Here is a 24560-nt window from a genome sequence, read left to right on the forward strand (position 1 = left end):
TTTTTCTCTAGTTTATTTCTCCCGGAGCTAATCTCTATGCCCATCTAAAGGCTCTTCTGCGCTACCTACTAACATCTCGTTTTCAGTGGGGCAAAGATAGGGTGTTTGCCTAATACAAAACAAATCTATTTAACATAAAATATTTAATTGTGGGAAAGTATTTTATTTAACTTGTTGATATATTTAGATTTATGTAATTGTTAACAGTTATCCACAATGAGTGGATTTTTTGTACATGGTGTTTGGAGTGTGATTTAAATGGATTACAACAGTGATTTCAGTATTATCTATGGATAAAAAAGTTCTAAATCTATTTGAGGTTTTGTATGGAGATCCTTTCAGGATGACAAACTTGGAGGATATTTTTCTAATATTGAAAAATATTGAATTACCAGCTGCTACCCTAGCCCCGATAGGAACGACATCCTTTTTGGTTGCGGCCGGAGCGAAGCGGAGGCCGTAACCAAAAAGATATAGTGGATAGCGGGATTAAGCTCCTTATTGAGTGGGAGGGTTTATGGGTTGGAGGGTATGAGGGTATGAGTGTTTGAGGGAGGAATGTTTGGAAGTGAGTGTGGGGTGAGTTTCTTGATCGTTTAGAGAAAACGTTTGGCAAGTACCTTATATATATAGTAGCCGATGAGACAGCCGATGGTATCTGCTATGATATCTAAGTTTTCCATGGATCTGCCTAGTCCCATTTCTTCCTGGAGAATCTCGGTAAGGAAGGCATATATAAGGATGATCTGAATAAAGTAAGAAAACTTGATTCTGGGGAATGCAGCCATGAAACAGAATCCCAGTGCTGCAAATATGCTTAAGTGTAAAGCTTTGTCGATGCCGCTGAACATAAACCAATATTCGTGGTTTTCTTCACCGGGCTTGAGAAGCATATAAGTAAGAAATGCCCAATAAATGGGCAATATCTTACTAAATATTTTTGAAATTTTATCCAATGATTGCCTGATATTCTTCAGCAGATAGCAATTCTGAATGATCAGCACCTTCAGCAACTTCTAATTTGATGATCCATCCGTTTCCGTAAGGGTCTGTATTTAACAATTCCGGCTGGTCTTCTAATTCTGAATTGAATTCTATCACTTTTCCTGAAATTGGTAAGAATAAGTCTGAAACTGTTTTTACAGCTTCTACACTTCCGAAAACATCTCCTCCATTAAGATCCTCATCTACAGTATCCACATCTACATAAACGATATCTCCCAACTCTCCCTGTGCAAAGTCTGTAATACCGATTGTAGCAACGTTACCTTCGATCTTAATCCATTCGTGATCTTTGGTGTACTTTAATTCTGATGGTGTGTTCATTTTTTAATTTTTATTTTGTACAAATGTATTCAAAATTCTACAAGGTTCAAATATCGGATATAAAAAATGTCCTCCAAAATTGAAGGACATTTAAATTTATTTTAATTCTAATTAGAAACCTCCGCCTGAGTCCCCGAATGTAAACGTCGCAGAAATACCTGCTCTGATCGTTGACAATGGGAATGCCGTTGAGATCTTGTATTTAGAAGTCATCTGTTCGTAGAATACTCTTAAGTTCAGGTTTTCAGATACATTGTAGTCTGCAGAGATCTTAATGTTCATCAATTTCTGGCCTCCTGTTATCTGTGAGTCATCCAATAAGATATTCGTAATACTTGTTTTACTATCTCTTAATGAGAAGTCTCCTCTGATGTTAAGATCACTTCCTTTCGCTTTTCCTCTTCCTCTCACATTGGTCATTCCCAATCTGAAGTTTCTGATGATATATCCAACTCTTACAACATATTCACTGTTTGAATCTTCTGTTAAAGTCTGATTTACCAATCCTAGCAATAACGTTCTTAATCTGTTATACTGAATACCGAACTGCATATTGTTTCTCATCGTAACATCTACCCCAATCAAAGGTGAGAAGTTTTCCACGTAACCTACCTGAGCGAAGGTAAACGGATTGATGTAATCATCATTAATATCTCTTCCGGAGCTTGTCAATGAATTAAGTCTGTTGAAATAATCAATACTTGACTGAATCCCTGTTGCCGTATATGTTGCCTGATAAGCATGTAAGATATCAAACTTCGAGAACTGTCCGTTGATGATCGGAATATTTCTTAATCCTGAATAAGTAATCTTCCAGTTTGGAATCGGAAGTCCCGCTTTTTTAGGATTGGTCATCTGTTTCGGAGATTTTCCTTCCACCGCTGCTCTGAACGCCGGAATCAAAATATAAGCATTTGAAATTCCGTACCCGTCTTTGAATCCGTTTGATTCTAATTGCCCTGGCATTTGCTGAGACAATATTCTCGCATTTTCCCTGATGGACTGATACACTGCAGCACCATCTTTAAATGCCGTTTTCAGAAGTACCACAGAGTTTGAATATGTTACCAGATCATTCGCAAATGTGTAATCCGGATTTGCAATTCCCGTAATCGGATCACGATAATTGAATCCGGTATGCGAGAAGTTTCTGTTATAGTTATGCAATGCACTGATGTCAATTCTAAGATCATTCATCGGCATTACCTGCAAATTCGCCCGTATTTCCCTCGTAGACATTCGGATGTAAGGATCTGTCATAAATTCAGAATCACTTACCCAACCGTTTTCCATTACGGCTCTTCTGATATCTGCCTGTGAACCCAATAGGAATCCGATGGTTGGCCCCCCTAATGTTTGCCCATATCCGTACCAGTTTGGAGCAGATAATAATCCCGGAAGTACTGTACCGTTATTTTCCGAATAATTAATATCCAATTGCTTGATCGATGTCAGCAAATACGCCATACTCTGTAGCGGAGTCAGTCTGTTTTTAAACTTATACTTTTTATAAGCATATCTGTTTTTCTCCCAAGCCTGAGTGTACACGTTATTTAATGAATCAATTTCCTGCTTACGTTTCTGAAGTTTTGTCGAAAGATTTTTAAAATATTTAAACTGACCAAAGAACTTCGTAAAATCTGCAGACGCCGTAGCCTGAATCACATTCGTGTTCTGACCAATTGATCCTAAGCTTCCGTCCGGACTGGAAAGTAAAACTGTAGATCTTGAATTCCAGTTGTATGTAAATCCGTACCCAATTTCTGCATCGATGAAATCTAAATATGGAAGATACTGGAACGGTAATTTATAATTCAACTGTACTCTGTGGTTATACAATACAGGTCTTCCGGCTCTGAACACATTTCCGAAAATCGAATTATTATCCATTGAATTGACATCCACATTATCATTCAGCGTTCTTGTCGCAGAGTTGATTTCAAGTTTTAAAGATTTGGTAAAATTAAATCCTAAACCATATTGCCAACCGAAATAGAAGTTTCTGTTTTTGATGGCTCCGAAATCATCATTATAATTTCCACTCAAGATTGCATCGATATTTCTGAATTCTAGTTCATTGTAATTTCTGTCAACCTCAGTTCTGAAAGAGAATCTTGTCGGAACCGGATTGAAATTGAATTCTTTCACCCATTTCAGATATTTTGTAGACTTCGCCGTGTCGCTGATCATTTTATTAAATGGCTTAATTACCCACGGTTTGAAAGTATAATTATAATCAATATATCCTCTCAAATATTGTCTGTAATTTCTCTTGGTATAAATATCTCTATAGAAATCGTCGTTATAAACGGCAGTTACAGAAAGGTTTTCCACGTCATAGAATTTTGGTTTTCTATTCTGATTCATTCTTTCTTTATGCATATTTACAACACCGATACTTCTTTGTTGAGTATAGGTTCTTGCTACTTTTTTCAGCTGTTCTTTATTCGCTGCATTCTTGAACTCCACATCGGTATCCAAAGGATTATATTTCGGATCTTCGATTGTCTGAGAGTATGAATAATTCACAGGGATTTTCACACCACTCTTTTCCGGTAGGAACTTGTCAACATTAATTGCTGTATTGATACTGAAAGCAGATTGTGTCGACTGATTTCTTTCCGCCGGTTTTGAATCTATATTTCCGAAACCAACTGAAGTATAAGATGCGCTTGTATTTACTGTAGCAAAATCTCCAAGGTTGAAATTCAAACTTGCATTTCCTGCGTAACCTCCATCGTTTTCGATTTCAGAAAGACGGATTTCGTTTACCCAAAGGACTCTGTCAATTGAAGTTCCCGTACTTCGTTGATCGCCATTTCTAATACCTACCATAATGGTAGTAACGTTTCCTAAACTAGGGCGACCTTTTATATAAATACTTTTAAATGTATTACCTGGATCAAAAACCTCATCTTTTGTCCTTTCAACAATCTTATTAGACTTATTTTTATCTCTTCTTATTTTTGCATCTACAAAATCCTGAATATTCAAATCCACATCATTTTCGAACGGCCAGATTTCTAGTGGTGCAGTTGCTGTACTTGGAGTAAGCTTCAAAGATGCTTCGTATTCATAGTAGTTATCAGTAGCATCACTTCCTAAACGAATAAAGAATTTCGTTTTTTCATCAATCTGACCAATATTAGGATCTCTGTTTCCCGGATCATGAGCATGTACAAAAAGTTTTAATTTTTTATACCTTCTCATATCCAAAGAAGTATTTTTAAATACTCCTCTTGCTTCCGGAATTACAAGATTATTAGCCTTCAAATATAAGGAAGCTTCATTTTGTCTTTGAGCTCCAGCGTTTCCGCTTAAAATCTGTCTGTCGATTCCCGGAGGCAGTACATATGGTGGCTGGTTTAATGCATTTTCTTCAATATTTACACTTCCAACTTCAAGATTACTTGTATTAACATCCGTACTTCCTTCATCTTTTGCTGGATCAGGTATTACAATCCCAGTCCCATTATTTATCCAATATTTTGCAATATTTTTCGGATACTTTCTCCAGTCTGATCTTACCAAATCCATGGTTCCAAATCTTAACGTTGATGTCTGATCGAATCCTTTTAATAATAATCTTGCGAATCTTACATTATTCAGAATTGAAGGATTTTTATCTCCACCAAGATTTGGTTTATTAGGATTATTAAAGTCTGAAACAGGGATTCTAAATAAATACCACTTTACATCATCAGTTTGGCCATTTTGGAATGTTGCCTGAACAGTTTTCTGATCAACAATATAATTATCAACACCTGCTGCTAAACTAGCTTGATCTAAATTAACAACATATTCATTATAACTTTCACTTTGATCCAGATTATAATCTTTATTAATATCTTCCGCATCCGGAGTCTGAGAAGCTACTTCCAAAGAATTACTCTGAGAGTTTCCTTCCGGACCTCTGAAATATTTGTATCGCTGAATTACTGAAGAAGCCTGGTTTCCCGTAAATTTATCAGACATATAGAATACAAAGTCATCTACTGCAGGGTCGGAAACATTCGTTACCGGGTTCACAAAAGTATTCCCGAATAAAGCTGCTTCCTGATCGGAGCTTAAACCATCGTATCCGGCATCCTGAGCGATTCTGTCTCCACCTTCACTTGAGAAAGCATAAAGAATCGGTGGCTGCTTAGGTTGAGTCCCCCAATTTGAATTGGTGGTTGTAGACGGAGCTGAAGGTGTAGGAAGACCATTTTCATACTGCATTTGTCCGTCTTTCAGGATGTCTTCAGAAACGTTTCCTAATTGCAGTAAAAGTTTCGGAGTTGTTCCCAGTGTATTTCCGTCTGCATAAGGATCCATCAACCAGAATTCAACATATTCTATATTTGAATCTACAAAATTGGAAACTGAAACAGGTCTCATGATCCCGGCCCATCTTTGCGTTGTACTTTCCGGTACCGAGTTTGCGTTGTAAGGTCCTTTTTCAGTAGGATAATACGAGATATCAAAAGTATTTGTAAAGGTTTGCTCACCAGCCACAAAGTCTCTGTTGTTGTAAATTTCAGAGAATTGAACCCTTCTTGATGCGTGGTTTGAAACTGACTGCGGAGTAATTCCCGTTGGAGCTTTACCTCCCACTCCCCAGAATCTTGGGTCAATGTTATACCAGGACAATAGACCTCTTCCGTATCCTTCCGTAATATCATTATTCTTACCGGCTCCTTGGAAAAGAGGATCATCTTGATTCTTTTCAGGTTTTGAAGCTAAGCTCCATGCTGTCGGTTCTTTAAGGGTAATTTTCGAAGTCGTCTGTTCAAAATCGTCGATGTACGACTGATCGTTGATTCCTTTATTGAGTCCCGGAAGCAAATAAGCCGCCTCCATTTTGAAGTTCAAATTAGATGGAGCTTCTGTATTTACTAATGGAATTTTATCTGTTAATCTTGTCAGGAACGGAAGCTGATTGTTGTACATCAAATTGATTCCCGCCATAGTATTGTTCACGGCTTCCTGACCATAGCTTACTTTTTGGGTAAGCGGTGATTCGGAATAATTGACAACCGTAGCTCCCAAGATAAAGTTTTCATTAAATCTTCTTTCTAAATTCAATCCTAAGAACCGTTTTCTCTGGGTATTAAATGTTAATTGATTTTCTAATGAAATATTAATAGCCTGTCCGGATTGTTTTACCTGTTCATTAATGATAGTCACCGTTCCCAGCATATAATCTACCGTATAGTCGATACCTTCCGTCAGCTGAACTCCATTTGCGGAAACTTTTACCGAACCTTGCGGAACGTTTACAGCACCCAAAGAAATTCCTTGTCCCTGAATTCCTTTATAACGGCCTTCAAGGGTGTATCGCTGTGCCAGGTTACTGGATATTGCCGACTGTTTTTGCTTCGAATAGAGATCCGAGAATACATACTGCGGATCATTACTTCCTATCACACTCTGAATATAGCTACCAAATGGCTGAACTTTCGTAAAGATCACCCTCCCCGTTTCTGGGCGGATGGTGATTCCGTTGACAAAGTCGAAAATACCATCTCCTGTTGTACTCCCGTTGTTCTGTAAATCGCCGTTTACGTTTAGCCTATCCCAATTTAATAGTTTAATTAATGGAATACTGCTTACCTGAGGCATATTATTAACAGGAAGATAGTTCACTTTACCTCCAGACTGCGGATCTCTGTACAATACATTTAAAATAAATCCGTCCTGATTCACTTGTCCTGCATCCAGAGAATAGATGTTTTTCATCATCAAATTCCACATCGGGGACGAAGTGTTTACCGTTGTATTCGGTTTTAAAACTTTAGTAACCAAAACCGTACTTTCTTCCGAGAACTCCCCTACTTTGTACACCTGATTACTTCCATTCACAGTATAAGAGAATGAAACCGCTAAAAGCTGATTAAAATTTAGTTTCTGATTCAATGAAATGTATCCCAGCTGCGGCTGTAAGGTATATTCGTTTTGATTTAATCTTCTTGCTTTTTTGCTAAAAATGAAATGCTCCCCGTCTACATAAGGTTCCGGACCTCCTCCTGTAGCTACCGGAAGACTGGTTCCTTTTATCGCATCATAGGCTGTACTTGCATCCCTGATTCCCGGCAATGCACTCACTGTAGAGTATAAATTGAAGCCTGTCTGATCATTGTTTGGAAGACCTCCTCCGTCACCTAAATCCCTGATTCCGACAATACTTTTCTGATATTGCAAATTGGTATTTCCCTGGTCAAGCACCCAGACTTCCATTCTTGTAATGCTGATTTTCGAATTGATCTGAGGATAATTAAGCAATGAATTATCATAATTATTAAGGAAATAATGCCCTAAAAAGTAGTGCTGGTTGTCTTCATAATCAATTGCATTCAATTTAAATGTATTCATGACACCGCCACCCTGAACGGTAATATTTCTCGCTTCCCCCTGTTGTTGGGAAAGCACTACTGTTCCGTATGTTTTGCCCAGCTGGAACTCGGTTTTCACCCCGAATAAAGATTGCGAACCGCGTATCAAACTGGTTGACAGCGGCATATTTACGTTACCAAATTCTACTCTTTTGATGATTTTATCTTCTCCCCCGGAATTAGGCTTGTCTACATCATTCAAGCCCTTCTGCTGAAGATCTTTCCAGCTTCCTTTTGCCTGCCAAACCAAATTCATCCTATTCTCAAATGCAAAACCGCTCTGGGTATCATAGTTGGCTTTCAACTGCAGGTTATCTCCCACTTTTCCTAATAAACCAAGCTGAATTCTCTGGTTGATATCAAACGTAAAACTTGTTCTGTTTTGAGGTAAGATCAACGGATTATCAATTTTTTGATACAACCCTCCAAAGTCGAAAGATGCGTATCCGGAAGGGATAATTTCAATTTTATTGCTTCCGAAAATTGTTTCGAAAAGCTTGTTGTTAATCGTTAAAGAAGGAATTAAACCTTTTCTCGCCGCATCGCTTTTATCTTTTCTAAACATCAAACTGTAACGGTCTGATTTCTCTTTATAATAAGCCTTTGTCTGTGCCGCCATCATGAACTCTTTGTAGTCTTCAGGGGACATCGCGGTCGGAGGTCCTGTAATCGTATTCCCAATCTTCGGATATACGTAATACATGCCGGTTTTTATATCATAGTAGGCTTCATACTGGGTAGGATCCGCCAACTGATAATCTTTTTTAATAATTGCCGTATCACGTACAGGCCTCTGCTGCGCAAAGGCAGTGACTGACATGCACAAGAACGACAGGAACAAAAATATATTGAGATACTTATTATTTGCCACCAAATGTTAAATGTTTTTTAAAATTTGTTTTACCAACTCTTCTATTGAAATGTTAGGATCTTGTTTTATTATTTTATCTGCAAGCTTCTCGCTCATTCGCTTAGGAATCCCTAAAACTTCTAATGCAGATAACGATTCTTCCTTAATTTTATTATTTACAAATGTAGAAATATTTTCTTCCGGATCACTGAATTTCTGGACTTTATCTTTAAGGTCTACAATAATTCTTTCGGCAGTTTTGGCTCCGATTCCTTTTGCTTTTTGAATCAGGGCACTGTTGCGGGAAAGGATCGCCGAAGCAATCTCTTCAAGACTTAAAGTCGACAGTAAAATAAGGGCAGAAACTGCTCCTACTCCATTAACGCTTATTAACAAATTGAACATCTCTTTTTCTGAACGAGTGTTAAAACCAAAAAGCAAATGGGCGTCTTCTCTAATGATCTGTTGAATAAAAAGAAAGGTTTCCTGATTGGGATTCAGTGATTGTGAGGTCATTAGGCTTATGCCGACATAGTAACCAACTCCTTGTACGTTGATCACTGCGTAGGTAGGCGTAAGTTCCTGAACAATACCTTGTAGTGAAAATATCATTATTAATTTTTAAAACTCCCAAATATAGCAAATTAAACTAATTAATGTTTTCATTTCACGCACGAATGATTTTTAACTTAATTTTTGTTGCCGGATTTAAAGATTTAATACAAAAACAAAAGACTCCAAAATCTGGAGTCTTTGTAAAATTATTATTGTTTCTGAATTATTTAATTAAAAAAATACTTTAATTAATCTAAATTTAAAAACTATTTTTTATCCTTCTTCTCTCTTCTCTGAGCATCCAAAACAGCAATGGTTGCCAAATTCACAATTTCGTCAACACTTGAACGCATTTGCAGAACGTGAACAGGTTGTTTTAATCCCATTAAGATTGGCCCGATCACTTGTGCTACTTTCATTCCTCTGATGATCTTGTAAGACAGGTTTGCACTTTCAAGATTCGGGAAAATGAAGGTATTTGCAGGGGTAGTTTCCAGTTTTGAGAAAGGATAATCGCTCAAATGATCTGCATTCATCGCAAAATCCGGCTGAATCTCTCCGTCCACGATCATTTTCGGATATTTTTCGTGAAGAATGTTTACCGCTTTTGCCACCTTCTTTGAAGTTTCAGAAATTGCTGCAAAATTTTCAAATCCAAGCATTGCAATTCTCGGTTCGATAGCGAAAGATTTCACTGTAAATTCTGCCATTTTAGCAATATTCACCAGATCTTCGGCTGTAGGATTCTGATTAATGGACGTATCTGCGAAGAAAATAGGCTTCTTTTCAGACAAAATCATCATCATTGCCGCTACTTTATCAACTCCTTTATCTTTTTCGATTATTTCTAAAACAGGTCTTAAAACAGACGTATAATTTTTAGAGAATCCTACGATCAAACCATCCGTATCACCATGTCTCAACATCAAAGGTCCGAAATAATCTCTCTGGCGAACAAATCTTTTCGCTTTGTATTCGTTCATCCCCTTTCTCTGGCGAAGTTTCCAAAGAGTTTCTCTGTATTTCTTTCTGTTTTCTTTCTGGTCGTCATCACTTGGATCGATAATCGGAACATCAAGATTGATTCCGAAACGCTCCATCTGTTCTTGGATATATTTTTTGTTTCCTAACAAGCTAGGATATGCAATTCCTTCTTCATAAAGAATCTGAGCCGCTTTCAAGACGTTGTATTCTTCTGCATTTCCTAAAGTAATTCTCTTCGGATTTGATTTTGCACGGCTCTGCATCATTCTTACCAGCTTCTCGTCTCTTCCCATACGATCAAGAAGGCTGTTTTCATATTCACTAAAATCTGTGATGGTTTTTCTTGCAATTCCGCTGTCAATCGCTGCTTTTGCCACTGCGCTTGAAACTTTAGTAATCAATCTGTTATCAAAAGGTTTTGGAATAAAATATTCTCTTCCAAACTGCAGATTCTGAACATTATAAGCCAAAATTACCGCTTCAGGAACCGGCTCTTTCGCCAAATCGGCAATCGCATGAACGGCAGCCAGTTTCATTTCTTCATTAATTCCTTTTGCCTGAACATCCAAAGCCCCTCTAAAAATATACGGGAAACCAAGAACGTTGTTTACCTGATTAGGATAATCACTTCTTCCTGTCGCCATGATCACATCTTTACGCGTTTCGATCGCCAAGTCGTAAGCAATTTCCGGATCTGGGTTTGACAACGCAAAAACGATAGGATTTTCGCTCATACTTAATAACATTTCGGGAGTCATTACATTTCCTTTCGACAATCCTACGAAAACGTCTGAACCTTTTACGGCATCTTCCAACGTATCGATATCTGTATTGGCAATGAAATCTATTTTTTCTGATGTAAGATTTTCTCTTTTATGATTGATCACCCCTTTGCTGTCGCACATCAACACGTTTTCTCTTTTTAAACCAAGAGAAATATACAGGTTGGTACAAGCAATGGCTGCAGCACCGGCTCCATTTACGACCATTTTCACTTCTTCGATCTTTTTGTTGGCGATCTGTAAAGAGTTGATCAGGGCAGCGGCGGAAATAATTGCCGTTCCGTGCTGATCATCGTGCATTAAAGGAATATCTAATTCTTCTTTCAGTCTCTTTTCGATATAAAATGCTTCAGGAGCTTTAATATCTTCAAGGTTGATTCCTCCGAAAGTAGGAGCAATACCTTTTACGATATCAATAAATTTATCCGGATCCTTTTCATTGATTTCAATATCAAAAACATTGATATCTGCAAAAATTTTGAACAAAAGACCTTTTCCTTCCATTACGGGCTTTGAAGCCTCTGCACCAATATCTCCCAATCCAAGAACCGCAGTACCATTGGAAATAACAGCCACCAGATTTCCTTTTCCTGTGTAGTCGTACACGGTTTCCGGTTTTTCGTGGATTTCCATACAAGGAACTGCAACCCCCGGCGAATACGCCAATGACAAATCTCTCTGAGATGAGTGTGGTTTTGAAGGGATCACTTCGATTTTTCCTTTAGGTTCGGCTTTGTGGTAATCTAACGCGGCCTGATTAAAGTTCTTTTCGTCGCGGTGGGTTTTACTTGACATATAGTATTTTGTTTTTTATTTATAGTATGTATTTAATGTGGTAATTGACTAAACTTTCGATAGGTTTCTGTACAATATGTCCCACATTAAGATTAAGCTCTGCAGCGGCAGAACGTAAAATATCTTCGTAGTAATAAGCAATAGAGCCGATGAAATTGATCTCGGCTGTTTTTGATTCTTCGTAAGGAAGAACCTGGAAATCGAAGAAGCTTATCATTTCATCAAAAACCATTTTTTGGAAATAAGGATGACCTTTCCTTTCTACCACAAACTTGTTGAAGTTGGCAAGGTAAGCATTCGGCATTGAAGTATGGTACATATTTTTCAACACCTCTTCGATGGTTAGCTGGTAAGTTTTTTCAAATTCCTGATGAAGATCCTGCGGAAGTTTTTGCATAAAAAATCTGCGAACCAGCTGTTTTCCGATGGAACATCCGTTTCCGTCGTCCATAAGAAAGCCCAGTGAAGGCAGCTTCACTTTCAGATCTGTTCCGTCGAAATAACAAGAATTCGAGCCTGTTCCCAAGATACAGACTACTGCGGGTTTACCGTTGTATGCTGCATAAGCGGCAGCCGTAAGATCTTCTTTTACTATTATTTCAGCTTTGGTAAAAAACTTTTGAAGTTCATCCTGAATGATTGCCCGGTTTGAAGCCACTCCACAGCCTGATCCGTAGAAAAAGACTTTGGTTATAGAGTTCTTTACCGCCCCAAGACTGATGTTTTTTTCAATTTCGGGTACAATAAGTTCTGCTTCGATATTATTAGGATTGAAACCAATGGTTTCCGTTTTTAAAAAGACCTTGTGAAAGTCATCCAAAATCACCCAATCACATTTTGTAGAGCCACCATCGACAATAGCAACCATATTTTACATTTTAGTTTAAGGATGCTAAATTATGAATTTATCTTTAAACCGCCCTTACAAACAGCCGGGAAGCTGTCTAAAATCATTAATGTTTTATCTCAGTCTTTTTTTCGTTGAATTGTATTAACCAATCTTCGATTTCGTCTTCCAAATATGAAGTCTGAAGGATCATTGCATTAATAAAATCATCCGGCACGGGTTCACCGCTGGAGTTTTCGAGATTCCAAAGTTCATTGGACATGTTTTCGTATTCTGAGTACACACGTTTGAAGCGTGAATTCTCTCTCTCAAGAGCCTCAATATTTTTTTGCTGAAGCTGGAATTTTCTGTATTTGTTTTGACGTTTCATACAAATATTATTAAAGTGTGGTCGTAAAAATTTTTGATCGTATGCTCCAATCACGGACTACAAGATAGAAAAAACCATCAACAGAAAGAGTTGAAAATGAATTTATTATCAGGTTATATTTACATCATTCTGAAACTTAAATTTAGAAATTATTTTGAATCTAAAAAAATATTTAACAACTTTTTTTACTGTTTAACATATAGTTATAAATTTGCATATCATATAAATCGGATGAGAGATATACTACTACGTCAGAAACAGGTTTTGTTTTTCGTCATCGCAGGCGGACTGAGTGCCATTGTGGAAATCGGGAGCTTTAAGGTTTTCAGCACCTACTTTCCTCACTTCTTTCCCAGTGAGACAGATTTTCACGGAATACATTACCCTTTGAGTAATATTTTCTCTACGAGCTGCGGGATTATTACCAATTATTTCCTGAGCATTTGGTTTGTTTTTGAGAGAGGAAAACATTCAAAAAGAAGAGAATTTGCTTATTTTATGGTGGTTTCTTTCATTTCAACTTTATTGAGTCTTGGTTTTTTCCAGGTTTTTTACAGCTCCATATTTAAAGATAATATCGATGTGATCATTTATACATTGAGTCCTGAGATGATCAGTAAGATTGCAGCTATTTTATTGGTTTCCATTCTTAATTATTCTGTAAAAAAGAAAGTAATTTTTAACGGCTAAGAATTGTGAGAAAAATTTTAAATTACCTCTGGAGATTCTGGCTGCTTTTATTGGCGTTTGTTTTCACCGTACTTTTCGGGATTCCGGTTTTTATTTTATCATTCAGTAAGAAACACTACAAATATGCTTACCAATTCATCAGATGCTGGAGCTACTGTATGTTTTTCGGGATGGGTCTGAGATATGAACTGACGAAACTTTCTAACCAGAAACTTGAAAAAAACCAGCAATACGTTTTTATTTCCAACCACACTTCCATTATGGATATTATGCTGATGTGCATTTTATGTGCAGATCATCCGATTTGTTTTGTGGGAAAAAAGGAACTGGTAAAAATCCCGATTTTCGGTACCATATATAAAAGGATCTGTGTGATGGTAGACCGAAGCAGTGCAAGAAGCCGTGCCGATGTGTACAGAAGATGCGCCGAAAAAATGGAAGAAGGAAACAGCATCGTTATTTTTCCTGAAGGCGGAGTACCCGATGACACCTCTATTATTCTCGATGAATTCAAGGATGGAGCCTTTACGCTTTCTTCCAAACACAACTCGCCGATCGTTGTTTTTACTTTCGTGGGATTGAAGGAAATTTTCCCTTTTGATAATACAAAAGGTTATCCGGGAAAGGCAAAAGCTTACTTGAATGGAATTTTACCCCCATCTGATTCTCCGAAAGACCTGAAATCAGAGGCATTTGATATTATAAAAAAAACCTTGGTGGAACGCGGTTAATCAAAGAAATGATTTATATTTGTTTTCTTAATTTTATATAAATCTATGGAATCAAAACAGCAACAGACCAAATGGTCACAGTTCCTATCCTTAATTGTAGTCTTCTTTTTCTGGGGATTTGTCGCAGCAAGTAATGATATTCTAATTCCGGTTTTCAAGAAATGGTTTGTACTTTCCCAAGTGCAGAGTCAGCTTGTTGCCTGGGCATTCTATGTAGCTTATTTTGTAGGATCAGTCATCTTTTTCCTGATCTCTCTGAAAAGCGACATCCTTCAAAAATTCGGCTATAAAAAAACACTGGCTGTAGGACTGGGATTATCCGCATTAGGAGCTTTCTTGTTTGTACCTGCCGCTGCTGCTGCCAATTTCTGGTTTTTCTTAACGGCACTTTTCATTGTTGGACTAGGATTTTCCGTTCAACAAATCGTCGCCAATCCTTTAGCTATTAAAATGGGAAGCCCACAGACCGGAGCTCACCGTTTGACGTTAGCGGGAGGAATCAACTCTTTGGGAACTACGATCGGGCCTATCTTAGTAGGTATTGCCCTTTTCGGAATGGGAAATAAAGAAGATTCTGCTCCCAAAAATCAGAATTTATCCAAAATTGAAATCGTAAAAAACGAATATCAAACTCATAAGGATGAACTTTCTAAAAACATTATTGAATTAAAAAAAGATACGCAGGATGATCCTGTAAAAGTAAATGAAGTAATTTCTACTATTGAAAAAAACATTGCTGATATTGACAGTCAAATAACATCAATCGATCAAAACAGCGGTGCTTCTGATGCTCAGGTAGATCAGTATTCTGCCAAGCTTGGAGAGATTAAACAAAAATCTACCAACATTACCTATCCTCTGGAGTTTGTGAAGGAGAATTTAAAAATGGTAAAAGTTCCATTTATTGTTCTTGGTGTTGCCTTTATTTTGGTGGCCATCTTTATGCTTTTCTCAAAAATTGAAGATCCTGCCAAAGAAGAGGAAGCCCTGATCGATGAACCTGCAAAATTCAACATCTTCCATTATCCACAGCTGTATTTAGGAATGCTGGCAATTTTCATCTATGTAGGAGTTGAAGTATCCATCATCAGTAACCTTCCGGCTTTATTGCATACTAAGGAATTCGGAGGCGTTCTGGAACACAATATCGCTCCTTTCGTTTCTTTGTATTGGGGAAGTTTAATGATCGGTAGATGGAACGGAAGTATCAACGTATTCAATACGTCTAAAACGACGAACCTTATTCTAAAATTCGTAGTTCCTTTCATCGCATTCGGAATTATCATATTCTCTAATGAATTAAGCGGTAAAGACGTTTCTGCTTTCTACATCTATGCATTATGGATTGTTGCCTTTATTATCATGAGCTTCATCGGTGGTAAAAACGCAGGGAAAACATTAATGATATTCGGAATTGCAGGAGTAGTGATGATGTTTTTGGGACTTGTATATCCGGATAAAGATCTTGCTAAATATTTCTTTATTTCAGGAGGTCTTTTCTGTTCGATCATGTGGCCGTCTATTTTTGACCTTGCCATTGCAGGACTTGGAAAAAATACCGGTAAAGCATCATCATTCCTGGTAATGATGATTTTAGGAGGAGGAATTATTCCTTTGGTTCAAGGATGGATTTGTGATTTCGACAAATCAAGCCCCGATGGAATTATGGGAATTACATGGACACATTTTTCATACGTGATTCCTATTCTGTGCTTTGTTTATCTTGCTTTTTACGGTTTTGTCACACCGAAAATCCTTAAAAAACAGGGTATTGAAATGGGTGAAACAACATCCGGTGGTCACTAATATGATTACTTTATATAAGAAAAAAAGATTTTGGGCGGGTTTATTACTTGCCCAATTTCTTTTGTTTTATGTTTTCTCAAAATCCGGTGTAATGATTTCTTTTTTTGAACGTTTTTTTGAACTTCAGAAAGCCGTTCACCAGATCATTTTCTCCTGGATTCCTTTTTCGTTGGGGGATGTGCTTTATATTTTGCTTGGTATTTTTCTGATGTATTGTATTATTAAATGTTTTAAAAAGACAAGCAGAAACATTTCATTATTAAGAATTTTACTCATTATTAATGTCTTTTATTTCGTCTATCAGATATTTTGGGGGATGCTTTACTTCCAGATTCCGATTATTAAAAAATTATCGAGTCAGGAAGAGCCGACCGTGGCTAAAGCAAAAGTATTAGCATTAAAATATTTAACCCAATGTAAAGAAACAAGGAAAAAAGTAAAGCAAGACCACAATGGAATTTTTGTAGTGACTGATCTGAAATCTATTCAAAAAGAAATCCTTTTTCAGCAATCGAAACTACCGGAATATATCTCCGATAAAAAAGCGCCACAGGTTAATTCCTTTAAACCAAGTTTGTTTAAAAATGTGATGAGTTTTACTGGGATTCTGGGCTATTACAACCCTTTCACGGCAGAAGCGCAATATAATTCTGAATTGCCCAATACATATATTCCTTTTACATCTGCACACGAAAGCTCGCATCAGCTTGGCTTCGCACGAGAACAGGAAGCAAATTTTGTAGGCTATCTTATCGGTATTCATTCGAAAAACATCGAATTGCGCTACAGCACAGAATATTTTACGTTAAAAAGTTTATTGAACTTTATTGTAGATGAAGATCCTGAATTTGTAAAATCTGTTTTGGCCAACTATTCTCCCGAAATGAAAAAAGACAGAGCTTACGAAAAAAGTTTTGTGCTAAAACATCAGGGATTTCTGAATGAGTTTTTCGGTTTCACAAACAACCTTTTTCTGAAGAGCAATCAGCAGGAAGGATCTGTAACATATTCCTATTTTATTGACCTTTTATTAAATTATGAAAAGGTCTAAAAAACAAAAAGAATCGTATCAGGCGATACGATTCTAAAAACACAAATGATGAAAAAAAATTTATTACCTTGACTTGTTCCCTCATTCAAGGCGATGTAAAAGTACAACATATTTTAGAAATATAAAAACATTTTGACTTTTTTTTAAAACTTTATGAAAACTTTAAGAATTTTTAAGTATTTTTGAATTTTGTCACTTTTGAATGACATATTAATAAATCATTAAATAAATATAAAAATATTATTCTTAATTTAATTTTAACTTAAAAAAAGCATTTTTGTAAACATTTGTTTAATAATTCATAATTTTTACTTTACAATTTTCTTACGACGAATATTTTGAAACTTTTACTGTAATATGTTGAGTAAATTACGACTAAATTAGTTTTTCGAATTTGTAGGTTGAAAATTAGCAAGGTTAAGCTGCCAACCTATGAAAGCAAAAATCTTCCCTACTTCTTCATACGCTTTTTCATAAGAAACACTTCCTCCATGTCCGCCCTCATAATCAATTTTTAAAAGGATTGGATTCTGAGAAGCATCATTCGCCATTAATTTTGCAGCAAATTTTGAAGGCATCCAAGAAACGACACGCCCATCATTCATTCCAGCAGTAATAAGCGTTGCAGGATATTTTTCACCATATTTTATGTGATGGAAAGCATCCATTTCTAGTAATGCTTTAAATTCATCCTGTTTAGATACAGTCCCAAATTCAGGAACATTTCCGGGACCATTAGGAGTAATCTCATCTCTTAGCATATTGGTGGCACCAACTTCTATGACAGCTACCTTAAATAAATCCGGTCTTTCAGTAATTGCCCTACCTACTGTAATTCCACCCGCACTTTTACCCCAAATTGCAACTTTATCCTTTGAAGTATATCCATTATTAATTAAAAATTCTGTGCAATCAATTAAGTCTCGCCATGTATTTGGTTTTGTTTCTTTATATCCTGCTTTATGCCATCTATCTCCCTTTTCTCCTCCACCTCTCACGTGCGCAATAGCAATAATTCCGCCCTGCTTAGCCCACATCAAATAACTTCTTGCAAAAAAGGGAGTGTAAGACGTCCCATATGCACCATAAGCTTGTATTATAACTGGAATCTGCTTATTCTTATTAATATTTTTGTCATGAATCAAAGTTAGAGGAATACTTTCTCCATCTCGCGCTTTGATAGAAGTTTCTTCAACAATGATATCTTTGAATTCCGAATACTCAATCAGAGGATAAAGATTTTCTAAAACAAAACTGTTTGTTGTCAAATTATACTTATATCTTCGTTGTTCATTTGCCCACCCAGAGCAATAGATCCAAACATCAGAATATTCTTTTCCTTTTGTTTCAATTGTAATATCTCCCGCCACAAATGGCAATTTTATAGGAATATCTTTTCCATTTTTATAAAGATAAAATTTAGCCTCAACACCATTTTTGGTTGTTGTATAATAAACACCATCCTTTGTAAGTGTAAAACTTCGAATTACTTCGTCTTTTTTTTCAGGAACTAAAATTTTAGGATTTTTAAAATCCGGCTTCTCAAGATTTGTTTTACATAGTTTAAAATTTGGAGAATTATATCCCGACATAAAATACACTTCTTTTCCCATAGGCATTTTATCAAATACTTTGTCTGCTTTATGATATAATGGTTTCCAACTTTTAATTCCTTTTTCAAAATCTTTTCTGTCTATAATAAAAGTGTCAGTATAATCATCGACATCTCCTAAATTACCTATAAAATAAGGATCCCCTTGATTAAACTGAACAATCCCAGGAAACCTACCTTCGTCAATATTCAATTCAGGATTATTTACTCTTGAAAAAACATTCTTACGGTTCTTAGGGTCGTCCCCTAATCTATAAAATGTAACTTCCGTATTCTTCGTATATTCAGGAGAATCAGTATCTATGACCGGAAAATAAGTATAGAAAAAGCTAGAATTATCTTCAAGCCATTTTACTTGGCCGACTGAGGTAGGCTCTAGGTTAGTAATTACTTGCGGATAGATATATTTGGTTTTGACATCCATTATAATAACTTCAGAAATTTCCTTCCCATTTTCAGACATGGAAATAGCAATTTTACTCCCATCCCAGCTAGGGCTAATGAAATTAATAACAAAATTATGCTGTTGCTTAGATTCGGGATCAAACGATGAAATAAATATGGAAGGATCATACAGAAATTCTTCTTTTCCTTTAAAGCTTTTTCGATAATATAATTTCGGTATATTTTCATGCGCTTCTTTTTTTAAATAAAAATAAAGGTCATTTCCCGTAATTTTTAATTCATTAACAAAAAAACCAGCTTTTTTATCAAATTTCATCCTTTCATTTAAATAATAATCTTTATACGGAAGATCTTTAAGAACAGAATCTGTATAATCTGCTTGTCTTTTCATCCAATTGATTGTTTCAGTATCTTTTAGGTTTTCAAGATTTCTATATTCATCAACTACTTTAGTCCCGAAATATTCATCAGTAATGGGATTTGATGAAGCAAGATTATTTTTCTGAGCACTAATTACTCCCAATGTTAATTGAGTAAAAATTATAAAATATTTTTTTTTCATATCTATTAATCGTAACTTAATATTTTAAAATTGGTATTTCTACAAAACTGTTGTTATAAAATTTAATTTCCAAAGGCTCATTTGCATCTGCGATCGTTTCATCGCTTACATCTTTTCCGGTTCCGTAATTGAGCTGCCAGAAAGGGCTCTTCACAATACCAACTATTAAAACCAGTCTGCTTCCATTTTTTATTTTCTTACTTATAAAATCGTAATTATTAATGGGAATAGTTTCAATTTTGCCCGGAGTCAACAGGTTTCTTTTCTCATTATCCTTTGCAAAACTGGCTCTGGATACATAAGAAGACAACAAAAAATATTGCCCTTCTGATGTTTCTTCGTATAAACTTACATAAAAATCTACATCCTTTTTATTAATTGAAAAGCTCAAACTTCCTGAAAAATTTCCTGTCAATTCAAAAGGTTGAGCAAAGGGTTTTGTTTTAAAAAGTAAATTATTTTTAGTATAAATAAAATGATCAAGAATATTATACTTTAGATTCAATAGTTCTGTAGCATCGGTTCTATCTTTAAGGTCAACCCTTAAAGATGAAAAATTTTCTTTTTTGTTTTTTGATTGTGATAAGGTCAAATTATTTCCATCATTGTCTAAGTAAAACTTTATTTTATTTTTATTAAAAATGTCAAGCGAATGGGCACTCTCCCATCGATTGGCACTCATAACCTGAAAATTAATTTTATCCTTTAAAAATTCAGGTTTTGGTTTATTTTTTAAAACATAATCAAACCACTCCAGCCAAATTTTATTTAAATCAATGGAAGAAGCGACGGAATCAGTTTTATAACCTCTCAATTCTTTTTTAATAAAACCTTGTGCGCCCCAATGATCGTAAGGTCCAATGATCAGATAGTGCTCAGCATTTTGATTATACTGATAATGTTGTTTAAAATAGTACAACACTCCGGATTTGTCTACATCATAATATCCCGTCACAGAAAGAACCGGAATATTGATTTTTGAAAATTCTTCTTTATAAGGAATCATTTTTTTCCAGTAGTCATCATAAGCAGGATGGTTTAACCACTTTTGAAAAATCGCATTCGATTTTCCACTGATTGAATCCAGTTTCCGGAAAGATTTTCCACTTTCATACCATTTTTTAAAAATTGAATTCCATTTTTTTTGATCATAAAAACTTTTAGCATCAATCATTTTATTGCTGGTTACAAAATCCAGCCACTGCAATGAGTAGCATATGAAAATATTATTATTCATCGGTAAGCTCATGGTTCCGACACCTGTTGCAGCTTCTGGGATAATCGTTTTCAAAGCCGGATTGAGTCTTTTCATTGCCGCCCACTGACTAAATCCCGAATAACTTCCCCCGATCATTCCCACTTTCCCGTTGCTCCAGGGTTGTTTGATGATCCAGCTAATTGCTTCATTAATATCATCGGCTTCATGTTCGAAAGGCTCAATCTCATTATCACTCAAATATTTTCCCCTTGTATGAAGGATTGCACCGACATATCCATTAAGTACGAAATTTTTAACGAGATCAATATTTTTTTTATCCGGATAAATGGTATTGACCAGAATGGTGTTTTGAGGTTGCTGATTTTTATTAAAAACCAAAGTCAGAGACAGTGTTGCATTGTCTTTTGTCCGAATGATAATGCTGTCGCGAACGACCATATCCTTCGTTTCAATTTTTTGAGGAAAGAAAAAACTGAAGGCAAAAAGAAAATATATGAGGAAACTTTTTTCCATTTCCCTAAATTAATCAATTTACCTGATCTGATGATTTTGAAAACGAACCGATTTGTAATATCTGAACAAGTAATCATAGATGATCATTTCGAAAACTCTTTGATTTGAGATGAAAATCCTGTTGATATTCATGTGAAATATACTCTCGAAAAATCTTTGCAAAGACTGTTTGTCGGTTTTCTCGATAATACTTTCCAGAATTTCATGACAATCAGTTATTTCATTAATTATCGTTTCCTTAAAATATTGATAATCCTCAGCTTGCAGAAAATCCAGATATTTGATTTTAAATTCTCTGTATTTTTTATCCAGCTGGCTGTTTAATTTTTTATCGGCATTAAATTCTTTTTTAAATCCAATATTAGAATATTCAACCCAACTTAGTTTTTCATGAATTGAAAGCCCCAGTCGATTAAGTATCTGATCTATATAAAAAACGGAAATAATAATTTTTTCTTCGTCATCAAAATCTAAATATTCCTGCAATACAAGCCTACTATTTTTATAGAAAAGAAATTCTGCTTCCTCGATAGTCTGCTTTCCATACCTCTCAATCTCTCTGTTATAGGTATCAAATACTAAATTGGAAATTTCTCCGGAAGTGATATATTTTTCTAAAAAGTGATTGATCTGAGAGAGAACGATATTATATTGATCAATAGTTATTAACTCAAATCTTATTCTTACATGAGGTTTAGGATCATTATAGCGAATAAAAAACCATTTTTTGATATATTTTTTTTCTAACAACCAATCGGTTAAAGGTAATATACCTTCATTTAAAACAATATCTGCCGTTTTAATTCCTGTGTAAATTTTAAAGTACAACCATTCACTTCCGGGTATAAATTTTCTTTTCATCATTGTGCAGCTTTTATTGTACTTTATACATTGGAAAAATAAATTCACGTTTAAAATCATCATTTTCATTAAATAAAAACTCTTCAATGATTATTGATTTTTCATGTTTTACAGCATCTATAAACATTTTTACCAAGTCATAATTTTCAAGGTTTATCGTGAGTTTGTTGTCAGACTTTACCCATTGGATCCATTCCGGAATTTTCCTTTCATTTCGCCATTTTCTTATTTCTGAGATGAAATGTTTTTCATCAGAAATTACCCCGATTAAAAAATCCTGATCTTTTTCATTAAGCTTCCACTGAGCTTTAGAAAGGATCATATTTTTATATTCCACTCTTGGTAAAAAATGGTAAATATTTTCTAGCCCATCCCAATCAAAATACAAACCTTTTCTACGATTCTGAGAATTAAAATCTGATAAAAAATGGTAGACCGGCAATGTATTAGAAAAATAATTATGAGCATTCGTCAAAAAAGGTTTTACTTCTTTGTTCAATCTTTTAGAGCGCAAAACCATTGTATCATTTTTCAACGAAACATATAAATCATCAATGAGTATTTGATTTTCCTTTGGAAGGATAGACTGCGCCAAATAAGGAATCTCATATTTCCTTAGAGTAGGTCTCCGGATAACGTTGCCGATTCTCGCTTCGGGCAAATGGATAATTTCTGCCAAAATACAATCAGGATCCAGCTCCTCTTCTTTTTTCACAATCGACTTTGTTAGATTCTGTATTTCCGATCTTTCTGAACAAAATCGTCCCAAAAGATTGGCTGCACCACTTCCGCTGCTTCCTTCTAGAGATAACTTTTCCTGATTGCTTTCTGAAATAATTTCAGCCATAAAAGAAATTGCATCGGGTAAATCATCCCAATTTTCTTCAAAATCTTTAAAGTCTTCATCTGATAACTGAATTACTGTTTCATTTTTCCATAAAGCTTCCTGTAATTTTTCATTGAGAATCTTATGTACAGAAGTAAGTTTGATATCAATAGTATCTTTTAAGGTTCCCAAAAAATCTAATCCATCCAAGTAAGGATGAACTCCCTTTGCAGAACCATTTTTTTTATATCCGATCCCAACTTCGGCATCCAAAACATAAGCTAATGGCATTTCCTGGGTTTCAAATCTTTCATGAAATGCTTTTTTAAACTTTTCAAAATGAGTTTCCTTTTGAGCCCGAGTAATTTTGTTTAGAAAAATAACAGCATTCTTTAAATCCTTTTTCCAATTTGATGGTACTATAAATTCATTTTTGCTATAAAGATCTGTTTGAAAAAGAAATTTCTTCTCATAATCAGTTTCGAAATCTTTGATTAAGTCTTCAATCTCAGAATAGACTGAAATTGAATTTCCTAATTGCTGATCAATCTTATCGAGTTTCTTCTTTATTGAGAGTAATATTTCGGTTTCTTTTTTTGCATTTATTTTAGTTAAAACACAAATTAATTTATCTAAAAAATCATCTCCTGAAACATTAGGTTCAATTTCACTTACTAAAACTTGATTTTCAATTAATTCTTCTATGAATTCCCGGGCTTCAGTTTCTGTTATGTGTTCATTAACTAGTATATCTGTAAGTTGCGTAGTCGTCTTACCAATTCTCGAAAATTCTAATATTTTATGTAATTCCTCTGAAAATGGAGCAGATGAAATGATATAATCTCGCTTTCCATGAATATATTCAAATTCAACGTAGCGAATATAATCTCCTACTCTATAAATCGTGTTATTTGGAAAAAATAATAATTGATTTTTTATTTCTGCCTTTTTTTCAAAACTCTGAGCCAGACAAACCAGAAAATACATATCCAATTTTGTATCCCGGATTTGGTTTTTGGTTGTTAGTTTTTGGTTGTTAGTTGCAAGTTGACGGTTTTGGGGCGTTGGATTATTCTCGAAGTGACCCAAACCGACTTGTGAAAATAAGCCGAACGGCGTACAACGGGTACTTATTCGGCTATAGTATTTTAATATGGTGTTTTTTAGTTTTTGAAATTCTTTTAAAGGCAATTTTTTCCCACCCATCCATTGCTGAATTTCTTCATACAAATATGGAGACGCCAAATAAATTGCTTCCTGAAAAACAGGATCAACACAGATATTTTTTAATTCATCATCTGTTATCTTTCTCTCACCAAATTCTTGCTTAAAGTTTTTGTATGAAAACATAGGAGTACGGATAATGTACTCTTCAAAGAAGTGATAGGGGAAACGGGACAT

15 protein-coding genes are annotated in these 24560 nt (G+C 35.4%); 4 read left to right on the forward strand and 11 right to left on the reverse strand.

Annotated elements, in window-relative coordinates; translation table 11 throughout:
- Positions 1-596: 596 nt before the first annotated feature.
- The 7 genes from BMX24_RS11685 to BMX24_RS11715 form a co-directional block, all read right to left on the reverse strand.
- Positions 597-893 (reverse strand): VanZ family protein, encoded by a 297-nt coding sequence (locus tag BMX24_RS11685; RefSeq protein ID WP_317040885.1) that lies wholly within the window; start codon positions 891-893, stop codon positions 597-599.
- 55 nt (positions 894-948) lie between these two features.
- Positions 949-1326, reverse strand: a complete 378-nt coding sequence (gcvH, locus tag BMX24_RS11690) for a glycine cleavage system protein GcvH (protein WP_089792914.1) — start codon at positions 1324-1326, stop codon at positions 949-951.
- A 111-nt stretch (positions 1327-1437) separates the two neighbouring features.
- On the reverse strand, positions 1438-8520 hold the full coding sequence (gene sov, locus BMX24_RS11695; RefSeq protein WP_089792916.1) for a T9SS outer membrane translocon Sov/SprA: 7083 nt from the start codon (positions 8518-8520) through the stop codon (positions 1438-1440).
- A gap of 57 nt (positions 8521-8577) precedes the next feature.
- Positions 8578-9162: a Holliday junction branch migration protein RuvA gene (gene ruvA / locus BMX24_RS11700; protein WP_089792918.1), complete on the reverse strand. Its 585-nt coding sequence runs from the start codon at positions 9160-9162 to the stop codon at positions 8578-8580.
- Positions 9163-9371: 209 nt separating this feature from the next.
- Entirely contained in the window at positions 9372-11666 is a 2295-nt protein-coding gene (locus BMX24_RS11705; protein ID WP_089792920.1) for an NADP-dependent malic enzyme, read from the reverse strand.
- 19 nt (positions 11667-11685) lie between these two features.
- The gene (locus BMX24_RS11710; RefSeq protein WP_089792922.1) at positions 11686-12534 is read right to left on the reverse strand and encodes an ATPase; all 849 of its coding nucleotides are present in this window, start codon (positions 12532-12534) and stop codon (positions 11686-11688) included.
- A gap of 85 nt (positions 12535-12619) precedes the next feature.
- On the reverse strand, positions 12620-12883 hold the full coding sequence (locus tag BMX24_RS11715) for a hypothetical protein (RefSeq protein WP_089792924.1): 264 nt from the start codon (positions 12881-12883) through the stop codon (positions 12620-12622).
- 231 nt (positions 12884-13114) lie between these two features.
- Between BMX24_RS11715 and BMX24_RS11720 the strand changes: the two genes are divergently transcribed.
- The 4 genes from BMX24_RS11720 to BMX24_RS11740 all read left to right on the forward strand — a co-directional run bounded on the left by BMX24_RS11720 (position 13115) and on the right by BMX24_RS11740 (position 17161).
- Positions 13115-13573 (forward strand): GtrA family protein, encoded by a 459-nt coding sequence (locus BMX24_RS11720; protein ID WP_089792926.1) that lies wholly within the window; start codon positions 13115-13117, stop codon positions 13571-13573.
- Positions 13574-13578: 5 nt separating this feature from the next.
- Positions 13579-14304 carry a lysophospholipid acyltransferase family protein gene (locus BMX24_RS11725; RefSeq protein ID WP_089792928.1) on the forward strand — a complete coding sequence of 242 codons (726 nt, stop codon included), beginning with the start codon at positions 13579-13581 and terminating at the stop codon, positions 14302-14304.
- 45 nt (positions 14305-14349) lie between these two features.
- Positions 14350-16110 (forward strand): MFS transporter, encoded by a 1761-nt coding sequence (locus BMX24_RS21355; RefSeq protein ID WP_228404825.1) that lies wholly within the window; start codon positions 14350-14352, stop codon positions 16108-16110.
- Positions 16111-16201: 91 nt separating this feature from the next.
- Positions 16202-17161 (forward strand): DUF3810 domain-containing protein, encoded by a 960-nt coding sequence (locus tag BMX24_RS11740; protein ID WP_317040886.1) that lies wholly within the window; start codon positions 16202-16204, stop codon positions 17159-17161.
- A 380-nt stretch (positions 17162-17541) separates the two neighbouring features.
- On the opposite strand, the gene BMX24_RS11745 is transcribed toward BMX24_RS11740, so the two are convergent.
- From BMX24_RS11745 to BMX24_RS11760, 4 genes are read right to left on the reverse strand one after another with little or no spacing between them, the layout of a single operon-like run.
- On the reverse strand, positions 17542-19740 hold the full coding sequence (locus BMX24_RS11745; protein WP_089792932.1) for a prolyl oligopeptidase family serine peptidase: 2199 nt from the start codon (positions 19738-19740) through the stop codon (positions 17542-17544).
- 16 nt (positions 19741-19756) lie between these two features.
- A complete protein-coding gene (locus BMX24_RS11750) occupies positions 19757-21472 on the reverse strand; it encodes a CocE/NonD family hydrolase (protein ID WP_089792934.1) in 1716 nt (571 codons plus the stop codon).
- 18 nt (positions 21473-21490) lie between these two features.
- Entirely contained in the window at positions 21491-22336 is an 846-nt protein-coding gene (locus tag BMX24_RS11755) for a thiopeptide-type bacteriocin biosynthesis protein (protein ID WP_089794643.1), read from the reverse strand.
- A gap of 10 nt (positions 22337-22346) precedes the next feature.
- The gene (locus BMX24_RS11760) at positions 22347-24560 is read right to left on the reverse strand and encodes a lantibiotic dehydratase family protein (protein ID WP_089792936.1); all 2214 of its coding nucleotides are present in this window, start codon (positions 24558-24560) and stop codon (positions 22347-22349) included.

Source organism: Chryseobacterium wanjuense, from assembly GCF_900111495.1.
GTDB lineage: Bacteria > Bacteroidota > Bacteroidia > Flavobacteriales > Weeksellaceae > Chryseobacterium > Chryseobacterium wanjuense.